21 protein-coding genes are annotated in these 25,626 nt (G+C 55.0%); 10 read left to right on the top strand and 11 right to left on the bottom strand.

Features of this window, described 5'->3' with window-relative positions; all coding sequences use genetic code 11:
* Positions 1-25: 25 nt before the first annotated feature.
* The 3 genes from AYI87_RS16795 to ilvY all read right to left on the bottom strand — a co-directional run bounded on the left by AYI87_RS16795 (position 26) and on the right by ilvY (position 2,873).
* Positions 26-859 carry a GGDEF domain-containing protein gene (locus AYI87_RS16795; RefSeq protein WP_144203856.1) on the bottom strand — a complete coding sequence of 278 codons (834 nt, stop codon included), beginning with the start codon at positions 857-859 and terminating at the stop codon, positions 26-28.
* A gap of 246 nt (positions 860-1,105) precedes the next feature.
* Positions 1,106-1,921, bottom strand: coding sequence for a substrate-binding periplasmic protein (locus AYI87_RS16790; protein WP_144203855.1), 816 nt, complete (start codon positions 1,919-1,921; stop codon positions 1,106-1,108).
* Between the two features lie 67 nt (positions 1,922-1,988).
* Positions 1,989-2,873: an HTH-type transcriptional activator IlvY gene (ilvY, locus tag AYI87_RS16785; protein ID WP_144203854.1), complete on the bottom strand. Its 885-nt coding sequence runs from the start codon at positions 2,871-2,873 to the stop codon at positions 1,989-1,991.
* A 192-nt stretch (positions 2,874-3,065) separates the two neighbouring features.
* Between ilvY and ilvC the strand changes: the two genes are divergently transcribed.
* From ilvC to AYI87_RS16745, 7 genes are all read left to right on the top strand, one after another.
* Positions 3,066-4,547: a ketol-acid reductoisomerase gene (ilvC, locus tag AYI87_RS16780; RefSeq protein ID WP_144203853.1), complete on the top strand. Its 1,482-nt coding sequence runs from the start codon at positions 3,066-3,068 to the stop codon at positions 4,545-4,547.
* A gap of 508 nt (positions 4,548-5,055) precedes the next feature.
* Positions 5,056-6,729 carry an acetolactate synthase 2 catalytic subunit gene (ilvG, locus tag AYI87_RS16770; RefSeq protein ID WP_144203852.1) on the top strand — a complete coding sequence of 558 codons (1,674 nt, stop codon included), beginning with the start codon at positions 5,056-5,058 and terminating at the stop codon, positions 6,727-6,729.
* A complete protein-coding gene (gene ilvM, locus AYI87_RS16765) occupies positions 6,726-6,995 on the top strand; it encodes an acetolactate synthase 2 small subunit (RefSeq protein ID WP_144203851.1) in 270 nt (89 codons plus the stop codon). Before ilvG ends, ilvM begins: the two co-directional genes overlap by 4 nt.
* Positions 6,996-7,021: 26 nt before the next feature.
* Positions 7,022-7,945: a branched-chain amino acid transaminase gene (locus tag AYI87_RS16760; protein WP_144203850.1), complete on the top strand. Its 924-nt coding sequence runs from the start codon at positions 7,022-7,024 to the stop codon at positions 7,943-7,945.
* Between the two features lie 112 nt (positions 7,946-8,057).
* Positions 8,058-9,908, top strand: a complete 1,851-nt coding sequence (gene ilvD / locus AYI87_RS16755) for a dihydroxy-acid dehydratase (protein ID WP_144203849.1) — start codon at positions 8,058-8,060, stop codon at positions 9,906-9,908.
* A gap of 1 nt (position 9,909) precedes the next feature.
* A complete protein-coding gene (gene ilvA / locus AYI87_RS16750) occupies positions 9,910-11,460 on the top strand; it encodes a threonine ammonia-lyase, biosynthetic (RefSeq protein ID WP_144203848.1) in 1,551 nt (516 codons plus the stop codon).
* Between the two features lie 393 nt (positions 11,461-11,853).
* The gene (locus tag AYI87_RS16745) at positions 11,854-12,996 is read left to right on the top strand and encodes a pyridoxal-phosphate-dependent aminotransferase family protein (RefSeq protein ID WP_144203847.1); all 1,143 of its coding nucleotides are present in this window, start codon (positions 11,854-11,856) and stop codon (positions 12,994-12,996) included.
* An 80-nt stretch (positions 12,997-13,076) separates the two neighbouring features.
* Here the strand turns inward: AYI87_RS16745 and AYI87_RS16740 are convergent, their stop codons facing one another.
* Positions 13,077-13,493 (bottom strand): hypothetical protein, encoded by a 417-nt coding sequence (locus tag AYI87_RS16740; RefSeq protein WP_144203846.1) that lies wholly within the window; start codon positions 13,491-13,493, stop codon positions 13,077-13,079.
* Positions 13,494-13,871: 378 nt separating this feature from the next.
* Here AYI87_RS16740 and AYI87_RS16735 point away from each other — a divergent pair, with 378 nt between their 5' ends.
* A complete protein-coding gene (locus tag AYI87_RS16735) occupies positions 13,872-14,342 on the top strand; it encodes an Hsp20/alpha crystallin family protein (RefSeq protein ID WP_144203845.1) in 471 nt (156 codons plus the stop codon).
* Positions 14,343-14,431: 89 nt separating this feature from the next.
* On the opposite strand, the gene AYI87_RS16730 is transcribed toward AYI87_RS16735, so the two are convergent.
* Positions 14,432-16,339, bottom strand: coding sequence for a hypothetical protein (locus AYI87_RS16730; protein WP_144203844.1), 1,908 nt, complete (start codon positions 16,337-16,339; stop codon positions 14,432-14,434).
* Positions 16,340-16,464: 125 nt separating this feature from the next.
* Complete coding sequence (locus AYI87_RS16725) at positions 16,465-17,601, bottom strand: MBL fold metallo-hydrolase (RefSeq protein WP_260865163.1); 1,137 nt, start codon at positions 17,599-17,601, stop codon at positions 16,465-16,467.
* A gap of 116 nt (positions 17,602-17,717) precedes the next feature.
* Between AYI87_RS16725 and AYI87_RS16720 the strand changes: the two genes are divergently transcribed.
* Complete coding sequence (locus tag AYI87_RS16720; protein WP_144203843.1) at positions 17,718-18,326, top strand: TetR/AcrR family transcriptional regulator; 609 nt, start codon at positions 17,718-17,720, stop codon at positions 18,324-18,326.
* A gap of 129 nt (positions 18,327-18,455) precedes the next feature.
* On the opposite strand, the gene AYI87_RS16715 is transcribed toward AYI87_RS16720, so the two are convergent.
* From AYI87_RS16715 to ubiK, 5 genes are all read right to left on the bottom strand, one after another.
* Positions 18,456-19,814: a sodium-dependent transporter gene (locus AYI87_RS16715; RefSeq protein ID WP_144203842.1), complete on the bottom strand. Its 1,359-nt coding sequence runs from the start codon at positions 19,812-19,814 to the stop codon at positions 18,456-18,458.
* Between the two features lie 237 nt (positions 19,815-20,051).
* Positions 20,052-20,552, bottom strand: coding sequence for an Lrp/AsnC family transcriptional regulator (locus tag AYI87_RS16710; RefSeq protein WP_144203841.1), 501 nt, complete (start codon positions 20,550-20,552; stop codon positions 20,052-20,054).
* A 106-nt stretch (positions 20,553-20,658) separates the two neighbouring features.
* Positions 20,659-21,426: a phosphatase PAP2 family protein gene (locus AYI87_RS16705; protein ID WP_144203840.1), complete on the bottom strand. Its 768-nt coding sequence runs from the start codon at positions 21,424-21,426 to the stop codon at positions 20,659-20,661.
* A gap of 106 nt (positions 21,427-21,532) precedes the next feature.
* Positions 21,533-22,885, bottom strand: coding sequence for a cell envelope integrity protein CreD (creD, locus tag AYI87_RS16700; protein ID WP_144203839.1), 1,353 nt, complete (start codon positions 22,883-22,885; stop codon positions 21,533-21,535).
* Between the two features lie 209 nt (positions 22,886-23,094).
* Positions 23,095-23,355 (bottom strand): ubiquinone biosynthesis accessory factor UbiK, encoded by a 261-nt coding sequence (ubiK, locus tag AYI87_RS16695; RefSeq protein WP_011864110.1) that lies wholly within the window; start codon positions 23,353-23,355, stop codon positions 23,095-23,097.
* Positions 23,356-23,595: 240 nt separating this feature from the next.
* On the opposite strand from ubiK, the gene rep reads away from it, so the two are divergent.
* Positions 23,596-25,608: a DNA helicase Rep gene (rep, locus tag AYI87_RS16690; RefSeq protein WP_144203838.1), complete on the top strand. Its 2,013-nt coding sequence runs from the start codon at positions 23,596-23,598 to the stop codon at positions 25,606-25,608.
* Positions 25,609-25,626: the final 18 nt, after the last annotated feature.

The raw sequence follows: 25,626 nt of genomic DNA, 5'->3' as shown, positions 1-25,626 counted from the left end.
AACCGAGTGACATGGCTAGACAGTCTCAGGGACTGAACTGCCCCAGAGGCGCAGGCATATCGGCCACCTGTGAGAAGGTCTCATAGTCGCTGTTATTCTGTTTGCTGCGATACATGGCGATGTCGGCATGCTTCATCAGGGTCTTTCTGTCGTCGCCATCTTGGGGGTATAGGGCAATGCCTATGCTGATGCCAACGGCGAGTAGATGGCCCTCGCAGTGGATATCTTCGATCACTGCCTTTTGGATCTGCTTAGCCAGACGCTGGGCCTGGCCGAGCTCGCTCTTGGGCATTAGCACGGCAAACTCATCGCCCCCCAATCGCACCGGAAGTGCCTGGGGCGGCATGATGCGCTCGATACGGTAGGCGATGATCTCCAGCACCTTGTCACCGGCGTCGTGGCCCAGGTTGTCGTTGATCATCTTGAAGTCGTTGAGATCCATCATGATGAAGCCGAAGGGGGAGCCGTTTTCCTTGATCAGCCGCTCCATAGTTTCATACAGCATGTGGCGATTGGGCAGATCGGTCAGCGAATCGTGATAGGCCTGGTAGTGTTTATCTTCCAGTGTGTCTTGCAGCTTGACTATGGTCTTCTTGCTCATCTTGACCACCAACCAGACGAAGGCGCCACCGGCGGAAAATACCAGTGAGACCACGGTTTCCAGCGGACCGGTTTCCCGGTTAAGCAGCATCCACAGAAATCCCAGGTAGCCGAAAATAAACATGCCAATCATAAATAGCAGCAGGTGCCAACCTTGTGTCTGTGGTGGTTTCAGCAGACAGATCTGATAGGTAGGAATGAGCGATGCGAGCAGTCCCATCAAACCGATCAATACAATAAAAATGGCAAAGGCGGTCATGTCTCCCCCTTTCGGTGCATTGGCGTTGAGTGTGTCATTCCTTTGGCATGGACGTACCGTCTTAGGGTTAGGGTAAAGGTCACGTCGGGTTCGCCAACTGCTTGAAAGTCTTGTGGCTGAGATGTCGGTATTAAGTATAGGCTAAGTTGGCTGCAAGGTAGCTGGCCGCCCGGTTTATCTCATCGCCCACGCAATAAATTTAGGGCAATAGGTTAGGCTCAGTAGGCGTGACTCAATAGCTTTGCCTCAATAGCTTTGACTAAGTAGCTGCAGGTGATGCTCGAGCAGGGGGCGTAATTTGCCCTGTTTGTTGAGGCTGTCGATCTTGGCATCGAATAGCTGCTTGATGGTCTCTTTGTGGGGCGAGTTCTTCGAGATCAGCATATAGAAGGGTTCGGGCTTGGTGTTGGGGGCCACAGTACCGGTAAGTCGAGCGTAGAAGTCTTCCATCTTGTTGATGGCCAAGGTGCCGCTGAGTGTCTCCTTGCGGGCGAGGAAGAACTGGCAGCGCTTCTTGGTGAGCATCTCGGGTAGTTGAGCCAGGTTGCGGATCTGAAACAGGTGAAAGTCGGGCTTGAGGCCGAAGTTCTCATAGTTGAAGTTTTTGATGCCACACACGCTGCCATAGTCGTTGAGCTGCTCAAGGCGCTGCACCTCTACCCCCTTGGGAAAGTCTGACTTGAGGTAGTAGTAGCTGGGGGTCAGATAATAGTAGGGGGCGGAGATTAGATAGTCACGGCGACGCTCGCTGTTAAGCGACGCGCTCATGGCTGCATCGACCGTGCCCTGTTTGACCTCCTTGAGGCAACGATTCCAGGGCAGGGCGATCACCTTATGGCTCAGCACGCTCTTGCCGAAGGCAAGGTTGAGGATGTCGATGTCGTAACCTATGCTGCGGGGCTCGACGCTCTGGTTACGGTCGAAATAGTTGAAGGGGGGGAACTCGGTGTTTTCGACACATATGGTGACAGAGGCCGTGGCCGTGGCCAGGGCGGGAAGGGCCGAGAATAACAAGGCGAAGCCACAGCATAAGCGAGTGACCAAGCGTCCCCATGACACCATAGCTAACCTCTTGAAAATTCTTCGATGAAATCAGTATAGCAGAGGCCTGCTTTAAGCAAGTTTTTTGCTAGTTGACCGCATTGAGTTCTTTGACGAAGGCGGCGATCACCGGCTCATCTTCACGGCTTTTCTTGCTGCAACAGCCAAGTTCGAAGGGCGGGATGGCGACCGGCGAGCTAAGCTGCTGGATCCTGTCTTTTACCGGGCTGTTTTGAATCACCACCTCTGGGGTGATGCTTACCCCACAGCCCAGTGCCACCATGGAGGCGATTGCCTCCTGCCCCGAGACCTGGGCATAGACATTGGCACTGAGCCCCAGCTGCTTGAACCAGTTCTCGATTCTCAGTCGCCCAGGGCCATGTTCCGGCAGGATGAAGGGCAGGCGGTCCCAGGGAATATAGGGTTCGGTCAGTAGCTCCTGCACCGCGCATTTGAAGGTGGGGGCGATAATCACCAAGGGCACATTGTCTATCTTGATGAAGTGCAAGGACTCGGGCAGGGACTCGGGCTTGGCGGCGATGCTGATGTCGGCGCGGTTCTGGCGCACCATCTCTACTGCGTTGGCGGCGTCCCCCGTGGTGAGGGCGATCTCCACTAAGGGATGTTCGTTACGAAAGCGATCCAGCAGCGCCGGTAGATGACTATAGGCGGCGGTGACCGAACAGTAGATGTTGAGGCGGCCGCGCAGCAGATCCTGTTTGGGATCCAGCCTGTGTTTCAGCTTGCTCCAGTTATCCAGAGTCTGCTCGGCAAAGTGACGATACTCGACGCCGGCATTGGTGAGGGTCACGCTGCGATTGTCGCGCTCGAACAGCTTGGCTCCTACCTCTTCCTCCAGGCGCTGCATGGCGCGGCTCAGGGTGGAGGGGCTGACATGCATCTGATGGGCAGTGCGGGCAAAATGCAGGCTGTTGCTCAGGTGCAGATAGAGTTTGATGGTACGAATATCCATGGTGGCGCCTTACTTTTTTAGCTTGATTCGAGAGTGAGACCGGTCCTTCTGATGTTGCAAAAAATGCAATATGACGTTTCGAATATATCATTTTAAGCAATAAAAGACATGGGCTATAGTTGATCTCATTCACAGCTTGGCCAAGGCGGTTGAGCCCATTTTCAACGGTTTCGTTTAAAGGTAGGGAATCTGATGGCTAATTATTTTAACTCTCTGAATTTACGCCAACAATTAGAGCAACTTGGCCAGTGTCGTTTTATGGACCGCAGCGAATTTAGTCAAGGCTGTGACTATATCAAGGGCTGGAATATCGTCATCCTGGGCTGTGGCGCCCAAGGCCTTAACCAGGGTCTCAACATGCGCGATTCTGGCCTGAATATCTCCTTTGCCCTGCGCGAGCAGGCGATTGCCGAGCAGCGTCCTTCCTACCAGAAAGCCACCGGCAACGGTTTCCGCGTTGGTACCTTTGAAGAGCTGATCCCTGATGCGGATCTGGTGCTTAACCTGACGCCCGACAAGCAACACACGGATGCGGTGAATGCCGTGATGCCGTTGATGAAGCAGGGCGCGGTGCTCTCTTATTCTCACGGCTTCAACATAGTGGAAGAGGGCATGCAGGTGCGTCCCGACATCACTGTCATCATGGTGGCACCTAAGTGCCCGGGTACCGAGGTGCGTGAGGAATACAAGCGTGGTTTCGGTGTACCTACCCTGATCGCCGTTCACCCAGAAAACGATCCTAATGGCGATGGCCTGGAAGTGGCCAAGGCCTATGCCAGCGCTACCGGTGGCGATCGCGCCGGCGTGCTGCACTCCTCTTTCATCGCCGAGGTGAAGTCGGATCTGATGGGCGAGCAGACCATCTTGTGTGGCATGCTGCAAACCGGTGCCATCCTGGGCTATGAGAAGATGGTGGCCGACGGTATCGAGCCAGGCTACGCCGCCAAGCTTATCCAGCAAGGTTGGGAGACCACTACCGAAGCGCTTAAGCATGGTGGTATCACTCACATGATGGATCGCCTCTCAAACCCTGCCAAGATCAAGGCGTTCGAGATGGCTGAGGAGCTCAAAGCGATTCTGCAGCCACTGTTTGAGAAGCACATGGACGACATCATCAGCGGTGAGTTCTCTAAGACCATGATGGAAGACTGGGCCAACGACGATGCCAACTTGCTTAAATGGCGCGCCGAGACCAACGAAACTGGCTTCGAGAATGCCCCAGCATGTGATGAGGCGATCGACGAGCAGACCTATTTCGATAAGGGTATCTTCCTGGTCGCCATGATCAAGGCGGGTGTGGAACTGGCCTTCGATACCATGGTATCGGCCGGTATCGTCGAAGAGTCGGCCTATTATGAGTCGCTGCACGAGACACCACTGATCGCCAACACCATCGCCCGTAAGCGTCTTTACGAGATGAACGTGGTGATCTCAGATACCGCCGAATATGGCTGCTACCTGTTTAACCACGCCGCCGTGCCATTGCTGCGTGACTATGTGAATCAGATGTCTCCCGAGTACCTGGGCGGCGGCCTGAAAGACAGTGGCAACGGCGTCGATAACCTGCGTCTGATCGAGGTGAACGATGCTATCCGTCACACCGCGGTTGAGTACATAGGTGCCGAGCTTCGCGGTTACATGACCGAGATGAAGCGCATCGTAGAAGAAGCTTAATTATCAATATATTAATCCACGGTTGTTTAGTGGTTGGGCCGAGCTTTCTCAGTTTCGAATTGTCGAATTTGGGCCGGCCCAAGAGTCAAACCCAAGAGTCACATGAGTAGGGAAATATCTGGTCTTGATTGGCTTGCTAGCGCTGCCTGAGACGCCTGTGAACAGGCTTTTTACAGATAGTCGCAGGTTTTGGTTGTGTTATTCGTTGGCTTTGTGGTATTGATTAAAAGGTCGGCTAAATTGAGTCGACCGAGATACAGAATTTAAGCAAACAAAGATTAGGAAACTGAAAAACACCATGTTTAACCAAGCTGCCCTCCTCATTATTGAGATTATTACCGTAGTGATTATTAAATCACAGCGGGGGCATCGCATGGCGCGTCGACACACCTAATCAGGTCAAGATTGCAACAAGAACCCCCGCTCCGAAAGGACCGGGGGTTTTTTGTTTTTAGCACTCATGACTTGCTTAACCCAGAAAAACACTTAATTACGCAGGATAGGGCAGATGGAACAAGGGCAGAAGATCAGAGGCGCAGACGCCGTCATCAAGGCATTGGCCGCGCACGGCGTGACCACGGTATTTGGTTATCCAGGTGGTGCCATCATGCCCATCTACGATGCCCTGGTTGGTGCGCCGGTTGAACATCTGCTTAGTCGTCATGAACAGGGCGCCGCCTTCGCCGCCGTAGGGTATGCAAGAGCCAGCGGCAAGACGGGTGTCTGCTTCGCCACCTCGGGCCCAGGGGCGACCAACCTGGTGACCGCCCTGGCCGATGCCCTGCTCGATTCTGTGCCTCTGGTTGCCATCACGGGCCAGGTGTCTACCGCGGTGATCGGCACAGATGCCTTTCAGGAGATCGACGTGCTGGGCATGTCGCTCTCCTGCACCAAACACAGCTTCATGGTGACAGATGTCGAGGAGCTGGTGCCTACCCTGTACCGCGCCTTCGAAATTGCCGCCTCCGGCCGCCCCGGCCCTGTGCTGGTGGACATACCCAAAGATATCCAGATCGCCCTGCTGGACTACAAGGCGCCACTCCAGGCGATACAGCCTGAACCCCAAGTCGACCCTAGCCTGCTCGAGTCTGCTAAGAATCTGATTGCTCAGGCACAGCGCCCCATGCTCTACGTGGGCGGCGGTGTCGGTATGGCAGGCGCGGTCGAGCAGCTGCGGGACTTTATCAAACAGAGCGGCATGCCCTCGGTGGCGACCCTCAAGGGTCTGGGCAGCATAGCCCATGACCATCCGGGTTATCTTGGCATGTTAGGCATGCACGGCGGTAAGGCGGCCAACCTGGCGGTGCAGGAGTGCGACCTGCTGCTGGTGGTCGGCGCCCGTTTCGACGACAGGGTCACCGGCCGTCTGGCCAGCTTCGCCGAGCATGCCAAGGTGGTGCACCTGGATATCGATATCGCCGAGCTAGGTAAGCTTAGACGCCCGGATGTGGCCATCGCCGGGGATCTGCGTGAGATCTTGCCTGCGTTGGCGCAGCCGCTGGAGATAGCCCCTTGGCTTACCGAGGTGGCCACATTGAAAGCCCAGCATGCCTGGAGCTATGACAGACCCGGTGAACTGATCTTCGCGCCTAAGCTGCTCAACAGTCTGGCGGCTAAATTGCCCGAGGACAGCGTGGTGGCCTGCGACGTGGGTCAGCATCAGATGTGGGTTGCCCAGCATATGTGGTTCAGACGCCCGGAAGATCATCTCTCCAGCGCAGGCCTGGGCACCATGGGGTTTGGTTTGCCGGCGGCGATCGGTGCCAAGGTTGCCAGACCCGACGCCTGTGTGGTGGCCGTCTCCGGCGATGGTTCTTTCATGATGAATGTACAGGAGCTGACCACCATCAAGCGACGTCAGATCCCGCTCAAGATCCTGCTGATCGATAACCAGAAACTGGGGATGGTGAAGCAGTGGCAACAGCTGTTTTTCGAAGAACGTTTCAGCGAGACAGACCTTTCCGACAACCCGGACTTTGTCACCATGGCCTCGGCCTTCGACATCCCGGGGCGCACCATCACCCAGGCGGGTGAGGTGGAGTCGGCGCTCGATGAGATGCTCGATGCAAAGGGGCCCTTCTTACTGCACGTAAGAATCGACGAGGCCCACAACGTTTGGCCTTTGGTGCCGCCCGGCGCCAGTAACCGCGACATGATGGATGAGATGGAGAAGCAGACATGATCTATAACCTAGCCTTAACCCTAGCCCAGCAACCCGAGGTGGTAGAACGTGTCCTGCGAGTCACACGTCACCGTGGATTTAAGGTCACCGAGATGGATATGCACCTGGGTGACAATGGTACCACCCGGCTCGGCATGGTGGTGGAGAGCGAGCGCGCGCTCGAGCTTCTGAGCCATCAGCTGAATAAATTGATCGATGTCACCGAGTGCGAGGTCCTTTCAGCCAAGCCCGCCGCGACAAGATACCCCCAACACGCAAGCGCCTAAGACGCGAAACAGATAGGTGAGAGAAGATGGCCGCAAAAACAGCAGAGTTGATTTGGTTTAATGGAGAGATCATGCCTTGGGGGGATGCCAAGGTACACGTGATGTCGCACGCCTTGCATTACGGCACCTCGGTGTTCGAGGGGATCCGCGTCTACGACACGCCACAGGGACCGGCGGGATTTCGCCTAACCGACCATGTGCAGCGCCTGTATGACTCGGCCAAGATCTATCGCATGCCTGTGCCCTATAGTTTCGAGCAGACCATGCAGGCCTGCCGCGACATAGTAAAGAGCAACAAGCTCGACGCGGCCTACATTCGTCCCCTGGTGTTTTTCGGCGACGTAGGCATGGGGATCACCCCGCCTAAGGATGCGCAGTGCGATCTCATGGTGGCTGCCTTCCCTTGGGGCGCCTACCTAGGTGAGGGCAGCATGGAGCGCGGCGTCGATGTGGCCGTGACCTCCTGGAATCGTTTGGCGCCGAATACCATTCCTACCGGTGCCAAGGCGGGCGGTAACTATCTATCTTCTTTACAGATCTCCACCGAGGCCAAGCGTAACGGCTTCGATGAGGGGATCGCCCTGGACGTCAACGGCCTGGTGAGCGAAGGCGCCGGTGCCAACCTGTTTGTGGTCAAAAAGAACAAGCTCTATACCCCGCCTGCCACCGCAGCCATTCTGCTGGGGATCACCCGAGATACCATCATCACCCTGGCGAGAGACCTGGGTTATGAGGTAGTCGAAGAGCCTATGTCGCGCGAGTTTCTCTATCTGGCAGACGAGATCTTTATGACGGGAACCGCCGCCGAGATAGTGCCGGTGCGCAGCGTCGATCGTATCGAGGTGGGCGCCGGTGGCCGCGGCCCGGTAACTCAGGCCTTGCAGGCGAGCTTCTTCGGCCTGTTTAATGGAGAGACCCAGGATAAGTGGGGCTGGTTAGAGCCGCTTTAACCTCTCGTATGCAAGTTTTAAGATAAGATTAAAACCTCGGCGGTGGATTTGCCGCCGAGGCTCCAATTTAGCTCAGGTGGCCAGGCCGCCAACGCAATAGAAGGAAAGTGTCATGGCAAAACTACGTTCAGCTACCAGTACTCAAGGGCGCAACATGGCCGGGGCCCGCGCCCTTTGGCGGGCGACCGGGGTAAAAGACAGTGATTTTGGTAAGCCGATTGTCGCCATTGCCAACTCCTTTACCCAGTTTGTGCCGGGACACGTGCATCTTAAGGATATGGGCTCGCTGGTGGCCGGTGCCATCGAAGAGGCGGGCGGTATCGCCAAAGAATTCAATACTATTGCCGTGGATGATGGCATCGCCATGGGCCACGGCGGCATGCTCTACTCCCTGCCATCGCGGGAGCTGATCGCCGACAGCGTCGAGTATATGGTCAATGCCCACTGCGCCGATGCCCTGGTGTGTATCTCCAACTGTGACAAGATCACCCCTGGCATGCTGATGGCGGCGCTGCGGCTCAACATCCCCGTGGTGTTTGTCTCCGGTGGCCCCATGGAGGCGGGTAAGACCAAGCTGTCGGACAAGCTGATAAAACTGGATCTGGTGGATGCCATGGTGGCGGCGGCCGACGATCGCGTCTCGGACGAAGACAGCGAGAAGATAGAGCGTAGCGCCTGCCCCACTTGTGGCTCTTGCTCGGGCATGTTTACCGCCAACTCGATGAACTGCCTGACCGAGGCCTTAGGTTTGTCACTGCCGGGCAATGGCTCTTTGCTGGCGACCCACAGCGATCGCCGTGAGCTCTTCCTTGAGGCCGGTCGCCGGGTGATGGCGCTGGCTAACCGTTACTACCACGATGATGACGAGTCGGTGCTGCCACGCAATATTGCCAGCTTCAAGGCATTCGAGAATGCCATGGCACTGGATATCGCCATGGGCGGCTCGTCGAATACCGTATTGCACTTGCTGGCTGCGGCCCAAGAGGCCAAGGTAGATTTTACCATGGCCGATATCGACCGCCTGTCCCGCCAGGTGCCACATCTGTGTAAGGTGGCGCCGTCGACCCCTAAATATCATATGGAAGATGTGCACCGCGCCGGTGGTGTGATGGGCATCTTAGGTGAGCTGGACAGAGCAGGCCTGCTGCATACGGATGTCAGCCATGTGGCGGGCGAGAGTCTCAAGGCGGTGTTGGCCCAGTATGACCTGGTTCAGACCCAGGATGAGGCGGTGCAGCAGTTTTATGCCGCCGGTCCAGCGGGCATCCCCACCACTAAGGCCTTCAGCCAGAGCTGTCGCTGGCCGAGCCTGGATGTGGATCGCCAGGAAGGCTGTATCCGCACCCGTGAGTTTGCCTTCAGCCAAGAGGGCGGCCTGGCGGTATTGTCGGGTAACATTGCTGCCGATGGTTGTATCGTCAAGACCGCCGGGGTCGATGAAGCCAACCATACCTTTGTGGGCCATGCCCGTGTGTATGAGAGCCAGGACGATGCCGTGGCCGGCATCTTAGGCGGCGAGGTGGTTGCCGGTGATGTAGTCGTGATCCGTTACGAAGGCCCTAAAGGGGGCCCGGGTATGCAGGAGATGCTCTATCCCACCAGTTACCTTAAATCTAAGGGGCTGGGTACCTCTTGTGCGCTTATCACCGACGGGCGCTTCTCCGGCGGTACCTCAGGGTTGTCGATTGGCCATGTGTCGCCCGAGGCGGCAGCCGGTGGCACCATTGCTCTAGTGGAAACCGGCGATCGCATCGAGATCGATATTCCTGCAAGGTCAATCACTTTGGCAGTGAGCGAAGAAGAGCTTGAGACTCGTCGTCAAGCCATGCAGGCCCGTGGTAAGCAGGCCTGGAAGCCGGTCAATCGTGAGCGCAGCGTGTCGCTGGCGCTGAAAGCCTATGCCATGCTCGCCACCAGTGCCGATAAGGGCGCGGTGCGCGACGCCAGTAAGCTGGAGGATTAGTATGTTGGCCCTTGCCTCTCAGTCTCAGCTGGATCTCGCCCACTATTATCTGCAGAAGATCTTGCTGTCGTCGGTTTATGATGTTGCCAAGGTGACGCCGCTCTCTAGCCTCAATAAGCTGTCGGCGCGCCTCGGGTGTCAGGTATTTCTCAAGCGTGAAGATATGCAGCCGGTACACTCCTTTAAGCTGCGTGGCGCCTACAATCGCATCGCCGAGCTGAGTCAGGAGGAGTGTCAACGGGGCGTGGTGTGCGCCTCGGCGGGAAACCATGCTCAGGGGGTAGCCATGTCGGCCTCGGCGCGTGGTGTCAGTGCGGTGATCGTCATGCCCCAGACCACGCCGGATATCAAGGTGGATGCGGTGCGTCGCCTCGGCGGCACCGTAGTGCTGCATGGCCAGTCCTTCGACATGGCCAATGAGCATGCCCAGCAGCTCGCCCGCGAAGAGGGACGCATCTATGTGGCGCCATTCGACGATGAGGCGGTGATCGCCGGGCAAGGCACGGTCGCTCAAGAGATGCTGCAGCAGCAGCGGGATCTCGAGGTGGTGTTCGTGCCCGTGGGCGGTGGCGGCCTGATCGCCGGTATCGCGGCATATTATAAGGCGGTGATGCCCCAGGTGAAGATCATCGGCGTCGAGCCAGAAGACTCTGCCTGCCTCAAGGCGGCACTGGAAGCCGACGAGCGGGTGGTGCTGTCTCAGGTGGGCCTGTTTGCCGACGGCGTGGCGGTGAAGCAGATAGGCGCCGAGCCTTTCAGGTTGGCCCGCGAGTATGTGGATCAGGTGGTGACAGTAACCTCAGATGAGATCTGCGCCGCGGTCAAAGATATCTTCGAGGACACCCGCGCCATCGCCGAACCGGCGGGCGCGCTCTCTCTGGCGGGGCTAAAGAAATATATCGGCGACGAGGGCAAGGGGCAGAAGGTGGCGGCGATTCTCAGCGGCGCCAACGTCAACTTCCATAGCCTGCGTTATGTGTCCGAGCGCTGCGAACTGGGTGAACAGAAGGAGGCGATTCTGGCGGTGAAAGTGCCGGAGCGTCCGGGAATCTTCCTGCGCTTCTGTGAGCTGCTGGAAAAGCGCGCCATGACAGAGTTTAACTACCGCTTTTCCAGCCGTGAAAAGGCGGTGGTGTTTGCCGGTATTCGCCTGTCTCATGGCCAGGCGGAGCTGGACGAGATAGTGGCGCGGCTCGAGGGCGATGGCTTCGAGGTGCAGGATTTGTCTCACGACGAGACGGCCAAGCTGCACGTGCGCTACATGGTCGGCGGCCTGCCGCCAGAGCCGCTGCAGGAGCGTCTGTTTAGCTTCGAGTTTCCCGAGCATCCCGGCGCCCTGTTTAAGTTTCTCACCACCCTGCGCAGCAAGTGGAACATCAGCCTGTTTCACTACCGCAACCATGGTGCCGCCTATGGCCGGGTGCTGGCCGGTTTCGAGGTGCCCGAGAGCGATAGCGTCGCCTTCCAGCAGTTTCTTACCGAGCTGGGCTTCGTCTATCAAGAAGAGACCCAGAGCCCGGCCTATAAGCTGTTTTTGGATAATCGCGACTAATGTTTTTTGCTTTCGCGAGCGGAGACAAACTTTAATGTTAAAGGGGCGCGATGGCGCCTTTTTTTATGTTATCTTGCAACAGATTCAAAGCAATAAGATGCCAGTTATACCAATCACGGTAAGTAAGTGATCAGAAATAGCACAGGAAAAACGGTCGAGAACAAGGCAGAATTTTTCGATAAGTAGTTATTCTACAATCAAAAATAGTAACGCCGTTATCGGACGTTTTAACAAGCTAGCATGATCAGTTATTTACTACGATTGGTATTATGGCACGAAAGTAACTGTTCATCCGTAGGGTGATGATGGGGCGTAAAGCCTTCGTCATCAAAACAAAACGACAGTTAGCCTTAACCCTAACTTCTCAAGCTAAGGCTTGATAGAGGATATGAGATGTTAGCAGCACCCAAAGTTACCCCTTTTAATCCCCCACGCCGAGTCTTGATGGGCCCGGGCCCGTCGGATGTCTATCCCGAGGTTTTGGCGGCGCAGGCAAGGCCGACCATAGGCCACCTGGATCCCCTGTTTGTCGGCATGATGGATGAGCTTAAAGCACTGATCCAATATGCGTTCCAGACCGAAAATGCTATGACGCTGGCGGTATCAGCCCCAGGCAGCGCCGGTATGGAAACCTGTTTCGTCAACCTGGTTGAGCCGGGCGAGAAGGTGATCGTCTGCCGTAACGGCGTATTTGGCGAGCGTATGCGCCAGAATGTCGAGCGTGTCGGCGCGATTGCCGTGGTGGTGGACAACGAGTGGGGCACGCCGGTATCACTGAGCGATGTCGAGGCGGCGCTTAAGGCCCATCCCGATGCCAAGTTTCTCGCCTTCGTGCATGCCGAGACCTCAACCGGGGCGCTGTCGGATGCTAAGGGCTTGTGTGAGCTGGCCAAAGCCCATGATTGTCTGTCGATTGTCGATGCGGTGACTTCCCTCGGTGGCGTGGAGCTCAAGGTTGATGAGTGGGGCATAGATGCCATCTACTCGGGTAGCCAGAAGTGCCTCTCCTGTGTGCCGGGCCTCTCGCCTGTCTCTTTCTCACCGGCAGCGGTAGAAAAGCTCAAGGCGCGTAAGACGCCGGTGCCGAGCTGGTTCCTGGATCAGAGCCTGGTAATGGGTTACTGGAGTGGCGATCAGGGGGCGGGCGGTAAGCGTAGCTATCACCATACGGCGCCGGTCAATGCCCTGTATGCCTTGCATGAGTCGTTACGCCTGCTGGCCGAAGAGGGGCTGGAAAACGCTTGGGCGCGCCATCAGGTTATGCATGGCTTGCTGCGTGACGGCTTAGAAAACTTAGGTTTAGAGTTTGTGGTTGCGGAGGGCTCGCGTCTGCCACAGCTCAACGCAGTTTATATTCCTGAGGGAGTAGACGATGGCGCGGTGCGTAAGCAACTGCTCGAAAACTATAACCTGGAGATAGGTGCCGGTCTGGGCGCCCTGGCCGGTAAGGCCTGGCGTATCGGCCTGATGGGCTTCGGGGCGCGGCGCGAGAATGTCGCCCTATGCCTAAGAGCGTTAGAGGAAGTGCTACGTTAAACCAGCTGCAAATCTAAAAAAGGGGCTTAGGCCCCTTTTTTGTTGTTATCGCCTCCCTGTTTAGAGGGAAAGCCTTTGATTTAGTCTATCGTGGTGCCATAGCCGATGAGTGCCAGGGTGGCCAGAATGGCGACCGAGGAGAAAATGGTGCCCAGTATGGCGAAGATCTTCTTGCGTTGTTTCTGCACCAGGCCGCCAATTCCCAGCCCCAGGGCCACCAAGGCCAGACCGATGAAGGCAAAGATCAGCATGCCGACGACGATCGCCTCGGGAGATGTCTCATCTATGCCACCGGGTGTGGTTGCCTCCATGACCCCAGCCACTGTGACTATGCCGAAGATTAACAGGGTTGCGATGATACTCAGGATAAAGGCGGCGATGCCCAGGCCCGAGTGTTTAAACTCTTGCTCCATAGCGGGCACTTGTGGGCTAGCTTGGGCAGGCGCCTGTGTTGTTGGTGTCGGCGCTGGCGCGCTGTCGATGGATGCAGTGTCCATGAACGATTCCTTTCGATAGATAGTGTCGTTCAGAGCATACCTAAGTCTCTCCCCGCTGTCTTTAAAAATGTGGCCGACTCAGGCGCAGTTAAAACCGCTATAACCTCATAATAATATTGCCTTTGTTTTGCCTTGCTCAGTAGGCGTTTTTACATGGCCACAAGGGCATATTCTGTGCCTGAACACTGCCAAGATCTGGAATTTTTCACCTTGATTTGATCTGGATTAACCTCGCGCTAGATTGTGCCTTGCGGTTCGTAAAATGTGGGACTAAGGGACTAAAATTAAAGTAAGGAGCCCGGAGGGCTTGCGCTTCGGGCTGTTCGTAAATCCTCTGAATCTTGCCTTTTGGAGATTCAACCAACAAAGGAGCTTGTTATGCGATCTTTCTTCCCCTCAATCTTTCATAAAGATGATCCGCGAACCGCTCTGCATTCGCGGCTAGACAATGTATTCGATGACTTTGCTAAAGACTGGTTAACCACTTGGCCTAACACTCGCACCGAGCTGGGCGTGATGCCTGCCATTGATGTCAAAGAATGTGCCGAATATGTCGAGATCAAGGCTGAATTGCCCGATATGGAAGAGAAGGACATCGACGTCGACATCCGCGGTAATTACCTCACCATCAGCGGTGAGAAGCGTCATGAGCAGGAGAAAGACGAGAAAGGCTATCACCTGAGAGAGCGCTCATTTGGCTCGTTCCAGCGGCAGATCCCATTAGGCTTCAACATCGATGCCGACCAGATCACCGCCAAGTACAAGAAGGGCGTGCTCGCCATTCATGTGCCAAAACCTGCCGAGTTGCAGCAAGATGCTAAGAAGGTGAAAGTCGACTTTCATGAGTAGCAAGTGAGGTGAGTTAACAGCTATAGCAAGTCAATCGAATGTGAATCAAAGGCGCCCGGTTGGGCGCCTTTTCACTGTTTTACGCAGGGTTAATAATATAAGCAGATTGCCGGTGGTAGTTGCGTGTCTTCCGGTGCGATTAATTGGGGGTATAGCTCGGTCATGTCAGCATACAATTTTGTGTATTTTAACCGTAAAAGCGCCATTAACCTGATATGTGCTGGCTGAATTGGCGGTTCGAGTGACATGATAAGCGGTAAATAGGTCATGAGTTGATCCGGATTGAACCTATGATCACTCGTGTCTAACAAGAGATATAAAGGATCCCGTCCAACCACTCTTTCGGGGTAAAGAATGTGCTGCGAGATGAGATAATTAAGCAGTTGAAGATCTTCTTTTGTAATCGCTATGTCGAGCAGGCTCTTACCTGAATAATCGAGCTCGTCGATATCTATACCCTGGGCAATAACGTCGACCATTTTACTCTTGGTGACGTCGTATAACAGCGAATAAGAGAGCCTTTCCTGATGCAGGCGACTGGTCTGTAAAGGTACAAAATAAGTGGGGTCGTAACCTAGCAGTTGATAGAAGAAATGGCGATATTCCGCTTCATTAAGGTGCGCCTCTTCTAACACTCTTATGGCTTCAGAGATCTTATTCTCACGAGCGAAACCGTAAACCTTTTTTTCTAACTCTCTATCGTGAAGGTAACTTACCCCAAATGTATTTGGTGCAACCTTTGAAGAACAGTCTGCCAGGATAGGATCGATTTCATTGAGGGCTTCTCTGGTGACAGTTTTCCCCTCATCAGAGAGCTTAGTGGTGAAAAAGTTGAGATCCCGAGGTTGCCACTCTTGATCGACTCGAGTCACAATTTTCTTACATTGGTTGCGCTCGGACTCTGAAGCAATAGTTGTTAACTGCTCTGCGAGCTCTTTCTCGAGAGCTTGCATTAAGGCGCTCTGTTTATCGAACTTGAGGCCCTGCTTCGGGAGGATCTGGGCCAAGGCTAAATCGTGAGTTTGCTGTAGGAAAGCGATTTGCTGGGCGTCGAAACTGTAAAAGTGGCTTGGGAAGAATCCTTTAACACTCTGTTCTGTGTTCGAGATGAAGTTTGCCGGGCTCCCCTGTGACTGCAGGAGTCTGATGATCTCTATCTGGTGCTTAAAGACTTCATCATCGCTGAGTTTGTTCATTTGGAATCGATCATCGAGGCCTGCAAGGGCATATTCCATGGTCGTGCCCAGATAGGGATCATTCGTCAATTGGCTACCTTTGTTCAGTAGGGCCGAGACCACTTGATTGCGACCATGAAAGGCTGCGGTATCGATAAGATGTAAGGTTTCATTCTGAGTAATACCGTAGCCGAGCAAAGCGTTGACATCTTCGATTTGATTGAGTGCATGTAGCAAGAGGGTTTGAGGTAAGCTCTCTTGTTTCAGTAGCCAATTTAGATCATCGATTGAAATCTCTGTGGACTCAAGTAGGGCTAGAGCCTCATCTTGTTTTAACTCTGTTATGTTTGCGAGTTGTGGCTGCGGAACAGCTTTTTCTACGCGAACGAAACTCGGCAAGTCAGGTATCAGCGCCTTTACCTGCTCGCCTAGGCTGCGATTAACCTGGCTTAGCTGAGAATTATGTTTGAGCTGTTTGGCTCGCCAGCTGCCTACAAAGTTTGCATTGAGATAGTGAGCCATAGCCAGGGTAATGTCGTCTATGGAGTAGCCTTGCTCGAGTCGTTGATCCCAATCTTGCTCTCCAGCCCATTTTTGCTTGAGATCCTTGGCAGATTGAAGGGTATTACGGCAATCGGCGTAATTTAGCTCAGCGATTGCTTTTGAACGGCTTGCAGTGTCAAGTGCCACATTAGCGGATTTATCGATAGGGGCATTGGGTGTATCGACTGCTTGAGTAGGGACGATGATCGAACTGTCACGCGTCTGCCAATAGAGGATAAAGGCCACAAATAGAATGATGGCGACAAAAAATTTTTTCACTATGTTTCAATCCCTAAAACAATTTTGATGGTTAAATTTTTATTGTCGCCATTCTAGCATCTCGAATCGCAGAGGAAAAACCGGTCCTTGATGCCAAGCGAGTGGTGAGCCTCAAGGGCAGAAGATTATTCGTTTAGTGCTAAGTTGAGCTGTTCCTCCCGCCACCAGGCGATGCTTTCGGGCGCGTTGTGAATATCCAATACCTGTCCCACGATTGGCGTGATGAGCTGTGTGTTTGCATCGGCGGCCAGGGCGGCGATGCGCTCCAGCGGCTCGTACCAGCTGTGAAAGGCCAGGTCGAAGGTACCGTTGTGGATCGGCATCATCTGACGTCCACCCAGATCCAGGTGGGCCTGCAGGCTCTGCTCCGGCGTCATATGGATGCTGGGCCAGTCTTTGTCATAGGCGCCCGTCTCTATCATGGTGAGATCGAAGGGGCCGAACCGCTCGCCTATGGCCTTGAAGCCGTCGAAGTAGCCCGAGTCGCCGCTGAAGTACAGCTTGCTCCTGTCAGATTGAATGACATAGCTGGCCCAGAGGGTCTGATTCTTGTCGAAAAGTCCCCGGCCGGAAAAGTGCTGGGTCGGCGTTGCCGTGATGTTGAGTTCGCCAAGCGTTACGCTCTGCCACCAGTCCAGCGGTTGCACCTTATCTCTGGCGACGCCCCAGCGAAGCAGATGTTGCTCCACACCCAGAGGGACGATGAAGCGCTTCACCTTGTGGTGGAGTCGCTTGATGCTCTCTTCGTCCAGGTGATCGTAATGGTCGTGGCTGATCAACACGCCGTCGATCTCGGGAAGCTGCTCTAGGGCGATCGGTGGTTGGTGGAAGCGTTTAGGGCCGATAAAGCTAAAGGGCGAAGCACGGTCGCTAAAAACGGGATCGATCAACCAGGTTTGGCCCGCTATCTTGAGTAAGATGCTAGAGTGACCCAGACGGATAACGCTGTCCTGAGCGTCAGGCAGCGCGGCGATGCCTTCTCGGGTCAGGGGCATCAAAGGGATTGCCTTGGAAGGGCTGGCATCGACTCGCGTCTCGGTCAGGTAGCGCATCAGGATGGCGCCTATACCGCTGTTCTCGGTGAGATTGGCGGCGGTATTTTGAAAGCCGCCATCTGACCTGTGGTGTGCGGCAGACTCTCTGCTGGCAAGTTCATCACCAGAGGCCAGGGCTTGCGGCGCCGATGAGGAGTTGATTAGGTTAGATGTCAGCATGCCGCCTCCGAGTATGGTGCCAAGTGAGATGAGATATTTGCGTTTCATCGCAGCCACCAAATGTAAACTAGTCAGTGTAGTTTATATAATCTTAGTTTAAAAAGTAAACTAATAAGTGTAAAATAATTGCAGTTCGCCAAGGTAAATCTAATAAGTTGTTTAAAATGAAAGAGAAAAAGTTAACCCGCTCGGAGCTGAAACGCGCGGCTATCGTCGAGGCAGCCAGTGTGGAGTTTCAAAATAAGGGATTTAGCCTGGCGAGTATGGATGACATTGCCAAACGTGCCGATGTGTCCAAGCGCACCGTGTACAACCATTTCCCCAGTAAAGAGGCGTTGTTTAGTGCCATCATGCTCGAGATGATGGAGATGCTGTGCGCCTTCGAATCTCTACCCTTCAGCGCCGAGGAGAGTCTGGCCTCACAGTTGACCCAATTGGTGCAACACGAGATTAAGCTGTTAAGTGCTAAGGGGTTTATCGATACGGCCAGGGTGATTATTGCCGAGGCGATCCACAAGCCAGAGCTGATCCAAGATGCCATGTCGGAGTTTAGTAAGCAGGAGTCGCCACTGGCGAACTGGTTCAATCAGGCGATCGCCGCCGGTGCGTTAAAGGCCAAGGATAGCGAGATCTTGGTGGTTCAGTTTACCGCGGTGATCAAGGCCTACTGCTTCTGGCCCCAGTTGATCCAGGGAGAGCCTCTGCCGAGCCAGGCCAAGCTAGATGAGATCACCCAAACCGTGGTCGAGATGATCATCAAGCAATACACTTAGGGCTAGCCCCCAGCCATTGGTGGTTGCCCAAATAGAAAGCCTAGTCATATTCCTATGACTAGGCTTTTGTGTATCTGAGCTTTTAATCGACTTTTTATGCTCACCTCAGACCGAGATAATCACTAAGCCTCAGGCGGTCAGCAGCTGCAATATGATGGCGAGGATCAGCACTGGGCAGACATATTTAACGTACACAGGCCAGATGCGCCAGAAGAGGCCGTCGAGCTTGGCGCCTTCCTGGGCAGCGATAGCCTTGAGCAGGCTGTTTCTATGCCATATCCAGCCAGTGTACAGGGCTATGCCTAGGGCGATAAAGGGCTGGGCGCGCTCCGTGGTCAGGGTGATCACAAGAGCGAATAGGGCATCGAAATTAAACACCATGATAGTCGCCAGCAGGGCGATACCGCCGCCCACCAGATAGGTGGCGCTGTGACGCTGAATCTCTGTCTTCTCTACCATATAGCTGGTGGGCACCTCCACGATCGAGATGGCCGATGTCAGTCCAGCTATGGTCATCAGGATGAAGAAGACGATGCTGATCAGCTGCCCAGCTAAGCCGCCCAAGCTACCGAACAGCGCCGGCAGTACGGTGAACACCAAGGTATCTGCATTGAGCAGGCTGCCATCGGCAGCGAAGATCTGAACGCCGTTATGCTGGGCTACATACATGGCGGGTATGATCATCAGGGCGGCGAGGAAGGCGACGCTGGTGTCGGTGAGTGTCACATAGGCGGTCAGCTTGGCCAGGTTTTCCTGTCGGTTCAGGTAGGCGCCGTAGACCATCATGGCGCCCGTCCCCACTGTGAGCGAGAAGAAGGTCTGGCCCAAGGCGCCTATGAGCACTTGAGGTTCCCAAATGCGGCCGAAATCTGGCACCAGCAGGACGCTTAGCCCCTGGCTCGCACCGGGTTGAGTCAGAATATAGGCCACGCCCAATATCAAGATTGCCAACAGCAGCGGCATGAGCCGCTTGGACCAGGCTTCGATCCCCTGCTGTACCCCCTGGCGGATCACTAAGACCACCATGAGGATAAAGATTAGGGTAAAGAGCAGATTACGCTCCAGCGAGAAACTTGTTAGCCAGAGGGCAATATCTTGCATTCCCACTAGCCTGGCCATCGGCGCCAGGGTGAAGCTGACAAACCAGCCAGATAGGATGCTGTAGAAGGTGCAGATCAGGGTGGCGGTAATGATGGAGGCGAAGCCTATGGTCTTGCCCAGGTTGCGACTCAGCTTGCTGCTGCCGAGCTTGGCCATGGCATCGGCAGGGTTGGTCTGGCCGTGGCGGCCAATCATGAGTTCGGCGACCAGCATGGGGTAACCCAGCAGGAAGATGAGTACCAGATACACCAAGAGGAAGGCGCCTCCGCCATGGGTTGCCGCCTGAGTGGGAAATCCCCAGATGTTACCGACGCCGACGGCCGAGCCTGCCGCCGCCATGATAAAGCCTATGCGTGAGCTGAAATGCCCTAAATCTTTTGCGCTCATCTATCCCTACCTCAGTGTTAAAGAGGGCGCATCATAGTCCTTTATTATAGTTGGTCAAGGGTGGGAAATGGCGTAGTTTAAGGTTAAGTCTTTGTTGTTATCGCGTCATGTGGCTATTTATTGGAAACTAATTTCGCCACTAGGCTTTATTGGCGAAATTATTGCGATGGTCGCATTGAGGCAGGCGTCGACGCGATAGGATTGCGCGGCTGAAAAAATGAGAATTTGTGTGATTTATCAAGCTTTATCGTCTTGAATGCCGAGTTCCGGCAGGGGAATGGCGGTACGGCTCTTGACCTGTTTGAGCACGAAGCTTGAGCGTATGCCTGCGATATGTGGATTGCTGGTGAGCTTCTCCAGCAGGAAGTGTTTGAAGGCATCCATGTCTCTGACTAGGACCTTGAGCTGGTAATCGGCGTCGCTGCCTGTCAGCAGGGCGCATTCGAGTACCTCGTCATAGCCGTCGATGGCCTGCTCGAACGCATCGAGTATCGCTTGGGTATGTTTTTCCAGGCGCACCTGCACGTAGGCGGTCAGGGTTAACTGAAAGTAGGGGGCATCGACTAAGGCGGCGTAACCGGCGATGATGCCCGCCTCCTCCATCGCCTTGACCCGGCGCGAGCAAGGGGAGGGCGACAGGCCGACGCTTGCAGCCAGATCTTGATTGGCCATGCGTCCCTGGGCCTGCAGTAACTTGAGGATCTGAATGTCGGTCTTGTCGAGTTGTAGTCTTGTCATGTCAGTCGCCGGGTAAGAGTAAACCCTTGTGGAAGTAAAATCTTATTTCAGTAAAACATTAGCTCAGTAAAACGTTAGCCCAGTAAAACGTTAGCCCAGTTAGGCATTAGCCTTGGCCGATGGCGCGCCATTTCTCGGTGATCAGCAAGGCGAGCAGGGCAATAAGGCCGCCGAGCAAGGATGCCACCAAGACATCCTGAGGCCAGTGCATGCCCAGTAACATGCGGCTAAACCCCATGGCCAGCGCCCATAAGCATAACAGAGCGGCGAATAAAAACCTTTGCGCCGCCAACAAAAAATAGCTGACGACTAGGGCGAGGGTCACCGCAAACAGAGTGTGGCCCGAGGGAAAAGAGTAGCCCACCTCATCTTGCCAGTGCTGAGCTATCTTGGGGGAGAGGGATAGCTTGGTCTCTTGTGGTAGCTTGATCTCCTGTGATAGCTTGGCAACCTCCAGTGCCATCAATGCCCGTCGCGTCGGCTGACTGGCCTGATAAAAGCCACTAAGTGAGAGCCCTTGGTTCTCTGCCAAGAATTGCACATTGGGTCTGGGATGGCCGAAATAAGGCTTGAGAAAGTGATTTAGCCCCAGGCTGAGCCCCATGGCGAGGCCGACGCTAAACAGCAGTGACGCAAGCTGTTTGCGTGGCAGCAACCAATAACAGGCGAGCAGCAGGGCCAGCACGGTAAGTACGCCATAGGGCGCCGTGCCCGAGCTGGTTAGGCCGTAGAGTAGCAGTGCATTGAGGGAACTGAGCTCGAGCCAGGGAAACAGGCTTAGTCCGCCTAAGTAGATCGCGGCGGGGATCAGCGTCAGACCGCTCCAGAGTAGCACCACGGAAAAATAGGGATTGGCGGGAGGATTCGATCTCATAGGTGTGCTTTTAAAACTTCCTGTTTGAAAAATACGGTTATTGAAAAGCGCTAGGCTAACCCGCTTAGGCGGCGCTGGCTAGTCTGGCCAGCGCCTGAGGTGTTATTTATTCTTGCTGCGGGGTTGAAGGCGCTTCGATCTGGTGACGAGTCAGGTACATGAGGATCAGCAGCACCATCATCAGCAGGCCAGATCCCATCAGCAGCGCATAATCTTCCAACTTCAGGATGGAGTAGAGCACGCTGTAGAGCGCCAGCAAGATGATGGCCATGAAGGCGCCGCGCCTGCGGCTGGCGGTCACGCTGGCAATATAGGCCGAGACAGACACTAGTGGCACAGATGCCGCCAGCAGGTAGGCATAGCCGAAGCTGATATGCTCCGACAGGGAGAGCAACAGCAGATAGAAGAGTGCCATGGCGCTGGCGACCAGCAGATACTGAATCGAACTCAAGACTTGTTGTTGCCCCAGCTCGAAGATCAGCAGCATGATGCTGGTGAGCATGATAAACAGCAGACCATATTTGACCGCACGCTCTATCTTGCCGTAGTGGGTCACGGGTTCAAACAGGGTGGCCTGGGCTGCGATCTCCTGCAGATTGACCTCCTGGGTCTTGGTAAAGACTTGAGGGTAGTTGCGGGTCAGGTGGCTCACGTCCCACTGGGCGCTGAAGCCCTGGGCGGTGATCTGTCGCTCGGTCGGTAGCAGGCCGTGAAAGCTTGGATGCGGCCAGTCCGCCGACAGAGTAACCTCAGTCTGCTGTCCTATGGGCAGCACTGAGATACCTTGAGAGCCCCGTAGGCTGATGTCGAAGTTGACCGTGAGTTGCTCACTGTCGGGACTCAGGGCGATCGGCTGATGAAAGCCGCGGTCGAGCCCCCTGAGCTGCTCCAGTCTGGTGCCGGGCATGAGTCTTTGCGGCGCGGCCGCTTGCTGGTCGGCCTTGGCGGCGAAACGGTTGATCTTGTCGATGGCCTGGTTGGCGGAGATGCCAAACACCAGCCTAGCCTGGTCGGGGTGCAGGCTAACTAGCTTGGGTAAGGAGTAGGCTTCGAGGCGAAACTGCGCCGAGCCTGTGACCTGAGACTGATAGACCAGAGAGCGGAAGATGCCGCGGGAGAGGAAGCTATGTTTGAGCGAGACGGCGAGGTTGAGCTGCTCCGGCAACACCACGAGTTCGCTGTCGTAGGTGTGCCTGGCCTTGGTCATCTTGCCCGTGTCGCTGATGCTCTCCTGCACTACCTCATAGGTGTAGGGGATCACCAGCGCAGGTCCGGCAATGGTCTGCTGCTCGCCCCAGGAGCGGCCTATCTCGTTGACCACGCCGTGGTACAGATGCTGCCTGTCTGAGGTGAGGCTCTCGATGAGACCCAAGGGGATCATCGCTACCAGGGTAAGGATGGCGATGAAGATCAGTTTCTTGCTCAGTGGGCTGTTGGCCAGGGGTAACCGACTTAACATAAAAATCCCTCTCAATGACGGCCTGGGTGTATTACGCCATTACACCACAAGTCGCGCCAAACAGGCTGGCATAGCGATGACCAATTGTGGCAAAACGGGGGCAATTGCAGATGTTGTAAGAGGTGATAGGAGAGCAGAAGAGGTAACAAAAAAAGAGCGCCGAGCGCTCTTTTTCATGGATGGACGACACCTACACGGCTTAGTGCGGCTTAAGCCTCGTCTTGCTGTCTGAGTTTGGCTTCCAGGGCATCGACCTGAGCCTGCAGGGCTTCGAGCTTCTCGCGGGTCTTCAACAGCACGTGTTGCTGCACATCGAACTCTTCGCGCGAGACAAGATCTAGCTTCATCAGCTGGTTTTGCAGTACCTGTTTGCTCTTCTCTTCAAACTCACCGGCAAACTGCTTAAGCCCGCTGGGGAGGTTATCGCTTAGCTGCTTAGCTACTTCTTCGATCTTTTTGGGGTTAATCATCTTTTCTGTCCGCCATTGGCCATTTAATGCTATGCCCGAATTGTACCTAAGCCTACTGGGATGACAACTAAAAACCGGTCACCAGACACCAGGTTGAGGGCAGGCTCACGTCAGAGGCAGGCTGGTTACCTGCGGTTAAGCTCAAGGCAAAGCCTAGATATTTTTGTCTGAGCTATGGCGAAGATTCTGGTATGATCCCTGGCCGATCTCACGAATTCTCTAGTTGGTAGCCGTTAGTCAATGAAGCTCAATCCCGGTCAAAATGATGCTGTACACTATGTCTCTGGTCCCTGTCTGGTACTTGCCGGCGCGGGCAGTGGTAAGACGCGTGTGATCATCAATAAAATTGCCTATCTGGTACAGAAGTGTGGTTATCAGGCGCGCAATATCGCCGCTGTGACCTTTACCAATAAGGCGGCGCGGGAGATGAAGGAGCGTGTGGCCCAGTCGATGGGACGCAAGGAGGCCAGAGGGCTGTGGATCTCGACCTTCCACACCCTGGGGCTTGAGATCATCAAGCGCGAATATAAGGTGGTGGGCCTCAAGCCCGGCTTCTCCCTGTTTGATGATCAGGATACCCTGGCGCTGCTGAAAGAGCTGACCGAGAAGGAGTTTGACGGCGATAAAGATCTGCTGCGCATGCTGATGACGGCCATCTCCAACTGGAAGGGCGACCTGATGACGCCAGACGGCGCCATCAAAACCGCCAGAGACGAGCAGTCACAGTTATTTGCCTTGCTCTACCAGCGTTATGCTCAGCATATGAAGGCCTATAACGCGCTGGATTTCGACGATCTTATCCTGCTGCCCACCCTGTTGCTGCGGCACAAGCAGGAGGTACGCGAGCGCTGGCAGAAACGGATCCAATACCTGCTGGTGGATGAGTATCAGGATACCAACACCAGCCAGTATGAGTTGGTTAAACTGCTGGTGGGCGAGCGTGCCCGCTTTACCGTGGTAGGGGATGACGATCAATCTATCTACTCCTGGCGTGGGGCCAAGCCGCAAAACCTGGTGCTTTTGGGGAAGGACTTTCCCAATCTTAAGTTGATTAAACTCGAACAGAACTACCGCTCCAGTCAGCGTATTTTGCGGGCGGCCAACATATTGATTGCCAATAACCCCCACGTCTACGACAAGTCGCTGTTCAGCGAGTTGGCCTATGGTGAGCCGCTGCGGGTGCTGATCGCCGCCAACGAGGAGCAGGAGGCCGAGCGTGTGGTGGCCGAGATGATCCGCCACAAGTTTGTCGGCAAGACCCAGTTTGGCGACTATGCCATCCTCTATCGGGGCAATCATCAGTCGCGCCTGCTGGAGCGCGCCCTGATGACCAACCGCATCCCCTATAAGCTCAGCGGCGGCACCTCTTTCTTCGGCCGCGCCGAAATTAAAGACATCATGGCCTACCTGCGTCTGGTGGTGAACCCCGACGATGATAACGCCTTTCTGCGGGTGGTTAACCTGCCTAAACGCGGCATCGGCCCTGCAACCCTTGAGCGCCTGGGTAACTATGCCAACGAGCAGCATATCTCCATGTTTGAGGCGATATTCCAGAGCGAGCTTAATCACCATCTGCCGCCGGCGGCCATGTCGGCCCTGTATCAGTTTGGTAAGTTTATCGTCGATACCGGCGAGGCGGCGACTCGCGGTGAACCGGTTGAGGCGGTGAAGCAGCTGATCCGCCACATCAACTACGAAGACTATCTGTACGAGACCAGTACCAGTGCAAAGGCCGCCGAGATGCGGATGAAGAACATCTCCGAGCTCTATCGCTGGGTGACCGAGATGTTAGAGGGCGATGAACTGGACGAAGGGATGACGTTGCCGGAAGTGGTGACCCGTCTGACTTTGAGAGACATGATGGAGCGTAACAGCGAGGACGAGGCCGGCGATCAGGTGCAACTCATGACGCTGCATGCCTCTAAGGGGCTGGAGTTTCCCTATGTCTTCATGGTGGGGGTGGAGGAGCGCATCTTGCCGCACCAGACCAGCATAGATGAAGACAACGTCGAGGAGGAGCGCCGCCTGGCCTATGTGGGGATCACCCGGGCACAGAGGGAGCTGTGGTTCATGATCTGCCGTGAGCGGCGCCAGTTTGGCGAGGTGATGCGCTGTGAGCCCAGCCGCTTCCTGATGGAGCTGCCTCAAGACGACTTGATTTGGGAAAACCGCAAACCGCCTCAGTCTGAGCAGCAAAGAGTGCAGTCCGGCCGGGCGAACATCGCCAACATACGGGATATGCTGAAGAAGTAATTGTGCTAGCCTAAGTGG

It is taken from the genome of Shewanella sp. KCT (assembly GCF_007636505.1).
Lineage (GTDB): Bacteria > Pseudomonadota > Gammaproteobacteria > Enterobacterales > Shewanellaceae > Shewanella > Shewanella halotolerans.
Note: the sequence above shows the minus strand (reverse complement) of the source record. Positions and strands in the feature narration are given on the sequence as shown.

Bases quoted from the DNA above. Each gene is read 5' to 3' on its own strand.
- AYI87_RS16795 (WP_144203856.1), bottom strand. From the start codon at position 859: ATGACCGCCTTTGCCATTTTTATTGTATTGATCGGTTTGATGGGACTG.
- AYI87_RS16790 (WP_144203855.1), bottom strand. From the start codon at position 1,921: ATGGTGTCATGGGGACGCTTGGTCACTCGCTTATGCTGTGGCTTCGCC.
- ilvY (WP_144203854.1), bottom strand. From the start codon at position 2,873: ATGGATATTCGTACCATCAAACTCTATCTGCACCTGAGCAACAGCCTG.
- ilvC (WP_144203853.1), top strand. From the start codon at position 3,066: ATGGCTAATTATTTTAACTCTCTGAATTTACGCCAACAATTAGAGCAA.
- ilvG (WP_144203852.1), top strand. From the start codon at position 5,056: ATGGAACAAGGGCAGAAGATCAGAGGCGCAGACGCCGTCATCAAGGCA.
- ilvM (WP_144203851.1), top strand. From the start codon at position 6,726: ATGATCTATAACCTAGCCTTAACCCTAGCCCAGCAACCCGAGGTGGTA.
- AYI87_RS16760 (WP_144203850.1), top strand. From the start codon at position 7,022: ATGGCCGCAAAAACAGCAGAGTTGATTTGGTTTAATGGAGAGATCATG.
- ilvD (WP_144203849.1), top strand. From the start codon at position 8,058: ATGGCAAAACTACGTTCAGCTACCAGTACTCAAGGGCGCAACATGGCC.
- ilvA (WP_144203848.1), top strand. From the start codon at position 9,910: ATGTTGGCCCTTGCCTCTCAGTCTCAGCTGGATCTCGCCCACTATTAT.
- AYI87_RS16745 (WP_144203847.1), top strand. From the start codon at position 11,854: ATGTTAGCAGCACCCAAAGTTACCCCTTTTAATCCCCCACGCCGAGTC.
- AYI87_RS16740 (WP_144203846.1), bottom strand. From the start codon at position 13,493: ATGGACACTGCATCCATCGACAGCGCGCCAGCGCCGACACCAACAACA.
- AYI87_RS16735 (WP_144203845.1), top strand. From the start codon at position 13,872: ATGCGATCTTTCTTCCCCTCAATCTTTCATAAAGATGATCCGCGAACC.
- AYI87_RS16725 (WP_260865163.1), bottom strand. From the start codon at position 17,601: ATGAAACGCAAATATCTCATCTCACTTGGCACCATACTCGGAGGCGGC.
- AYI87_RS16720 (WP_144203843.1), top strand. From the start codon at position 17,718: ATGAAAGAGAAAAAGTTAACCCGCTCGGAGCTGAAACGCGCGGCTATC.
- AYI87_RS16715 (WP_144203842.1), bottom strand. From the start codon at position 19,814: ATGAGCGCAAAAGATTTAGGGCATTTCAGCTCACGCATAGGCTTTATC.
- AYI87_RS16710 (WP_144203841.1), bottom strand. From the start codon at position 20,552: ATGACAAGACTACAACTCGACAAGACCGACATTCAGATCCTCAAGTTA.
- AYI87_RS16705 (WP_144203840.1), bottom strand. From the start codon at position 21,426: ATGAGATCGAATCCTCCCGCCAATCCCTATTTTTCCGTGGTGCTACTC.
- creD (WP_144203839.1), bottom strand. From the start codon at position 22,885: ATGTTAAGTCGGTTACCCCTGGCCAACAGCCCACTGAGCAAGAAACTG.
- ubiK (WP_011864110.1), bottom strand. From the start codon at position 23,355: ATGATTAACCCCAAAAAGATCGAAGAAGTAGCTAAGCAGCTAAGCGAT.
- rep (WP_144203838.1), top strand. From the start codon at position 23,596: ATGAAGCTCAATCCCGGTCAAAATGATGCTGTACACTATGTCTCTGGT.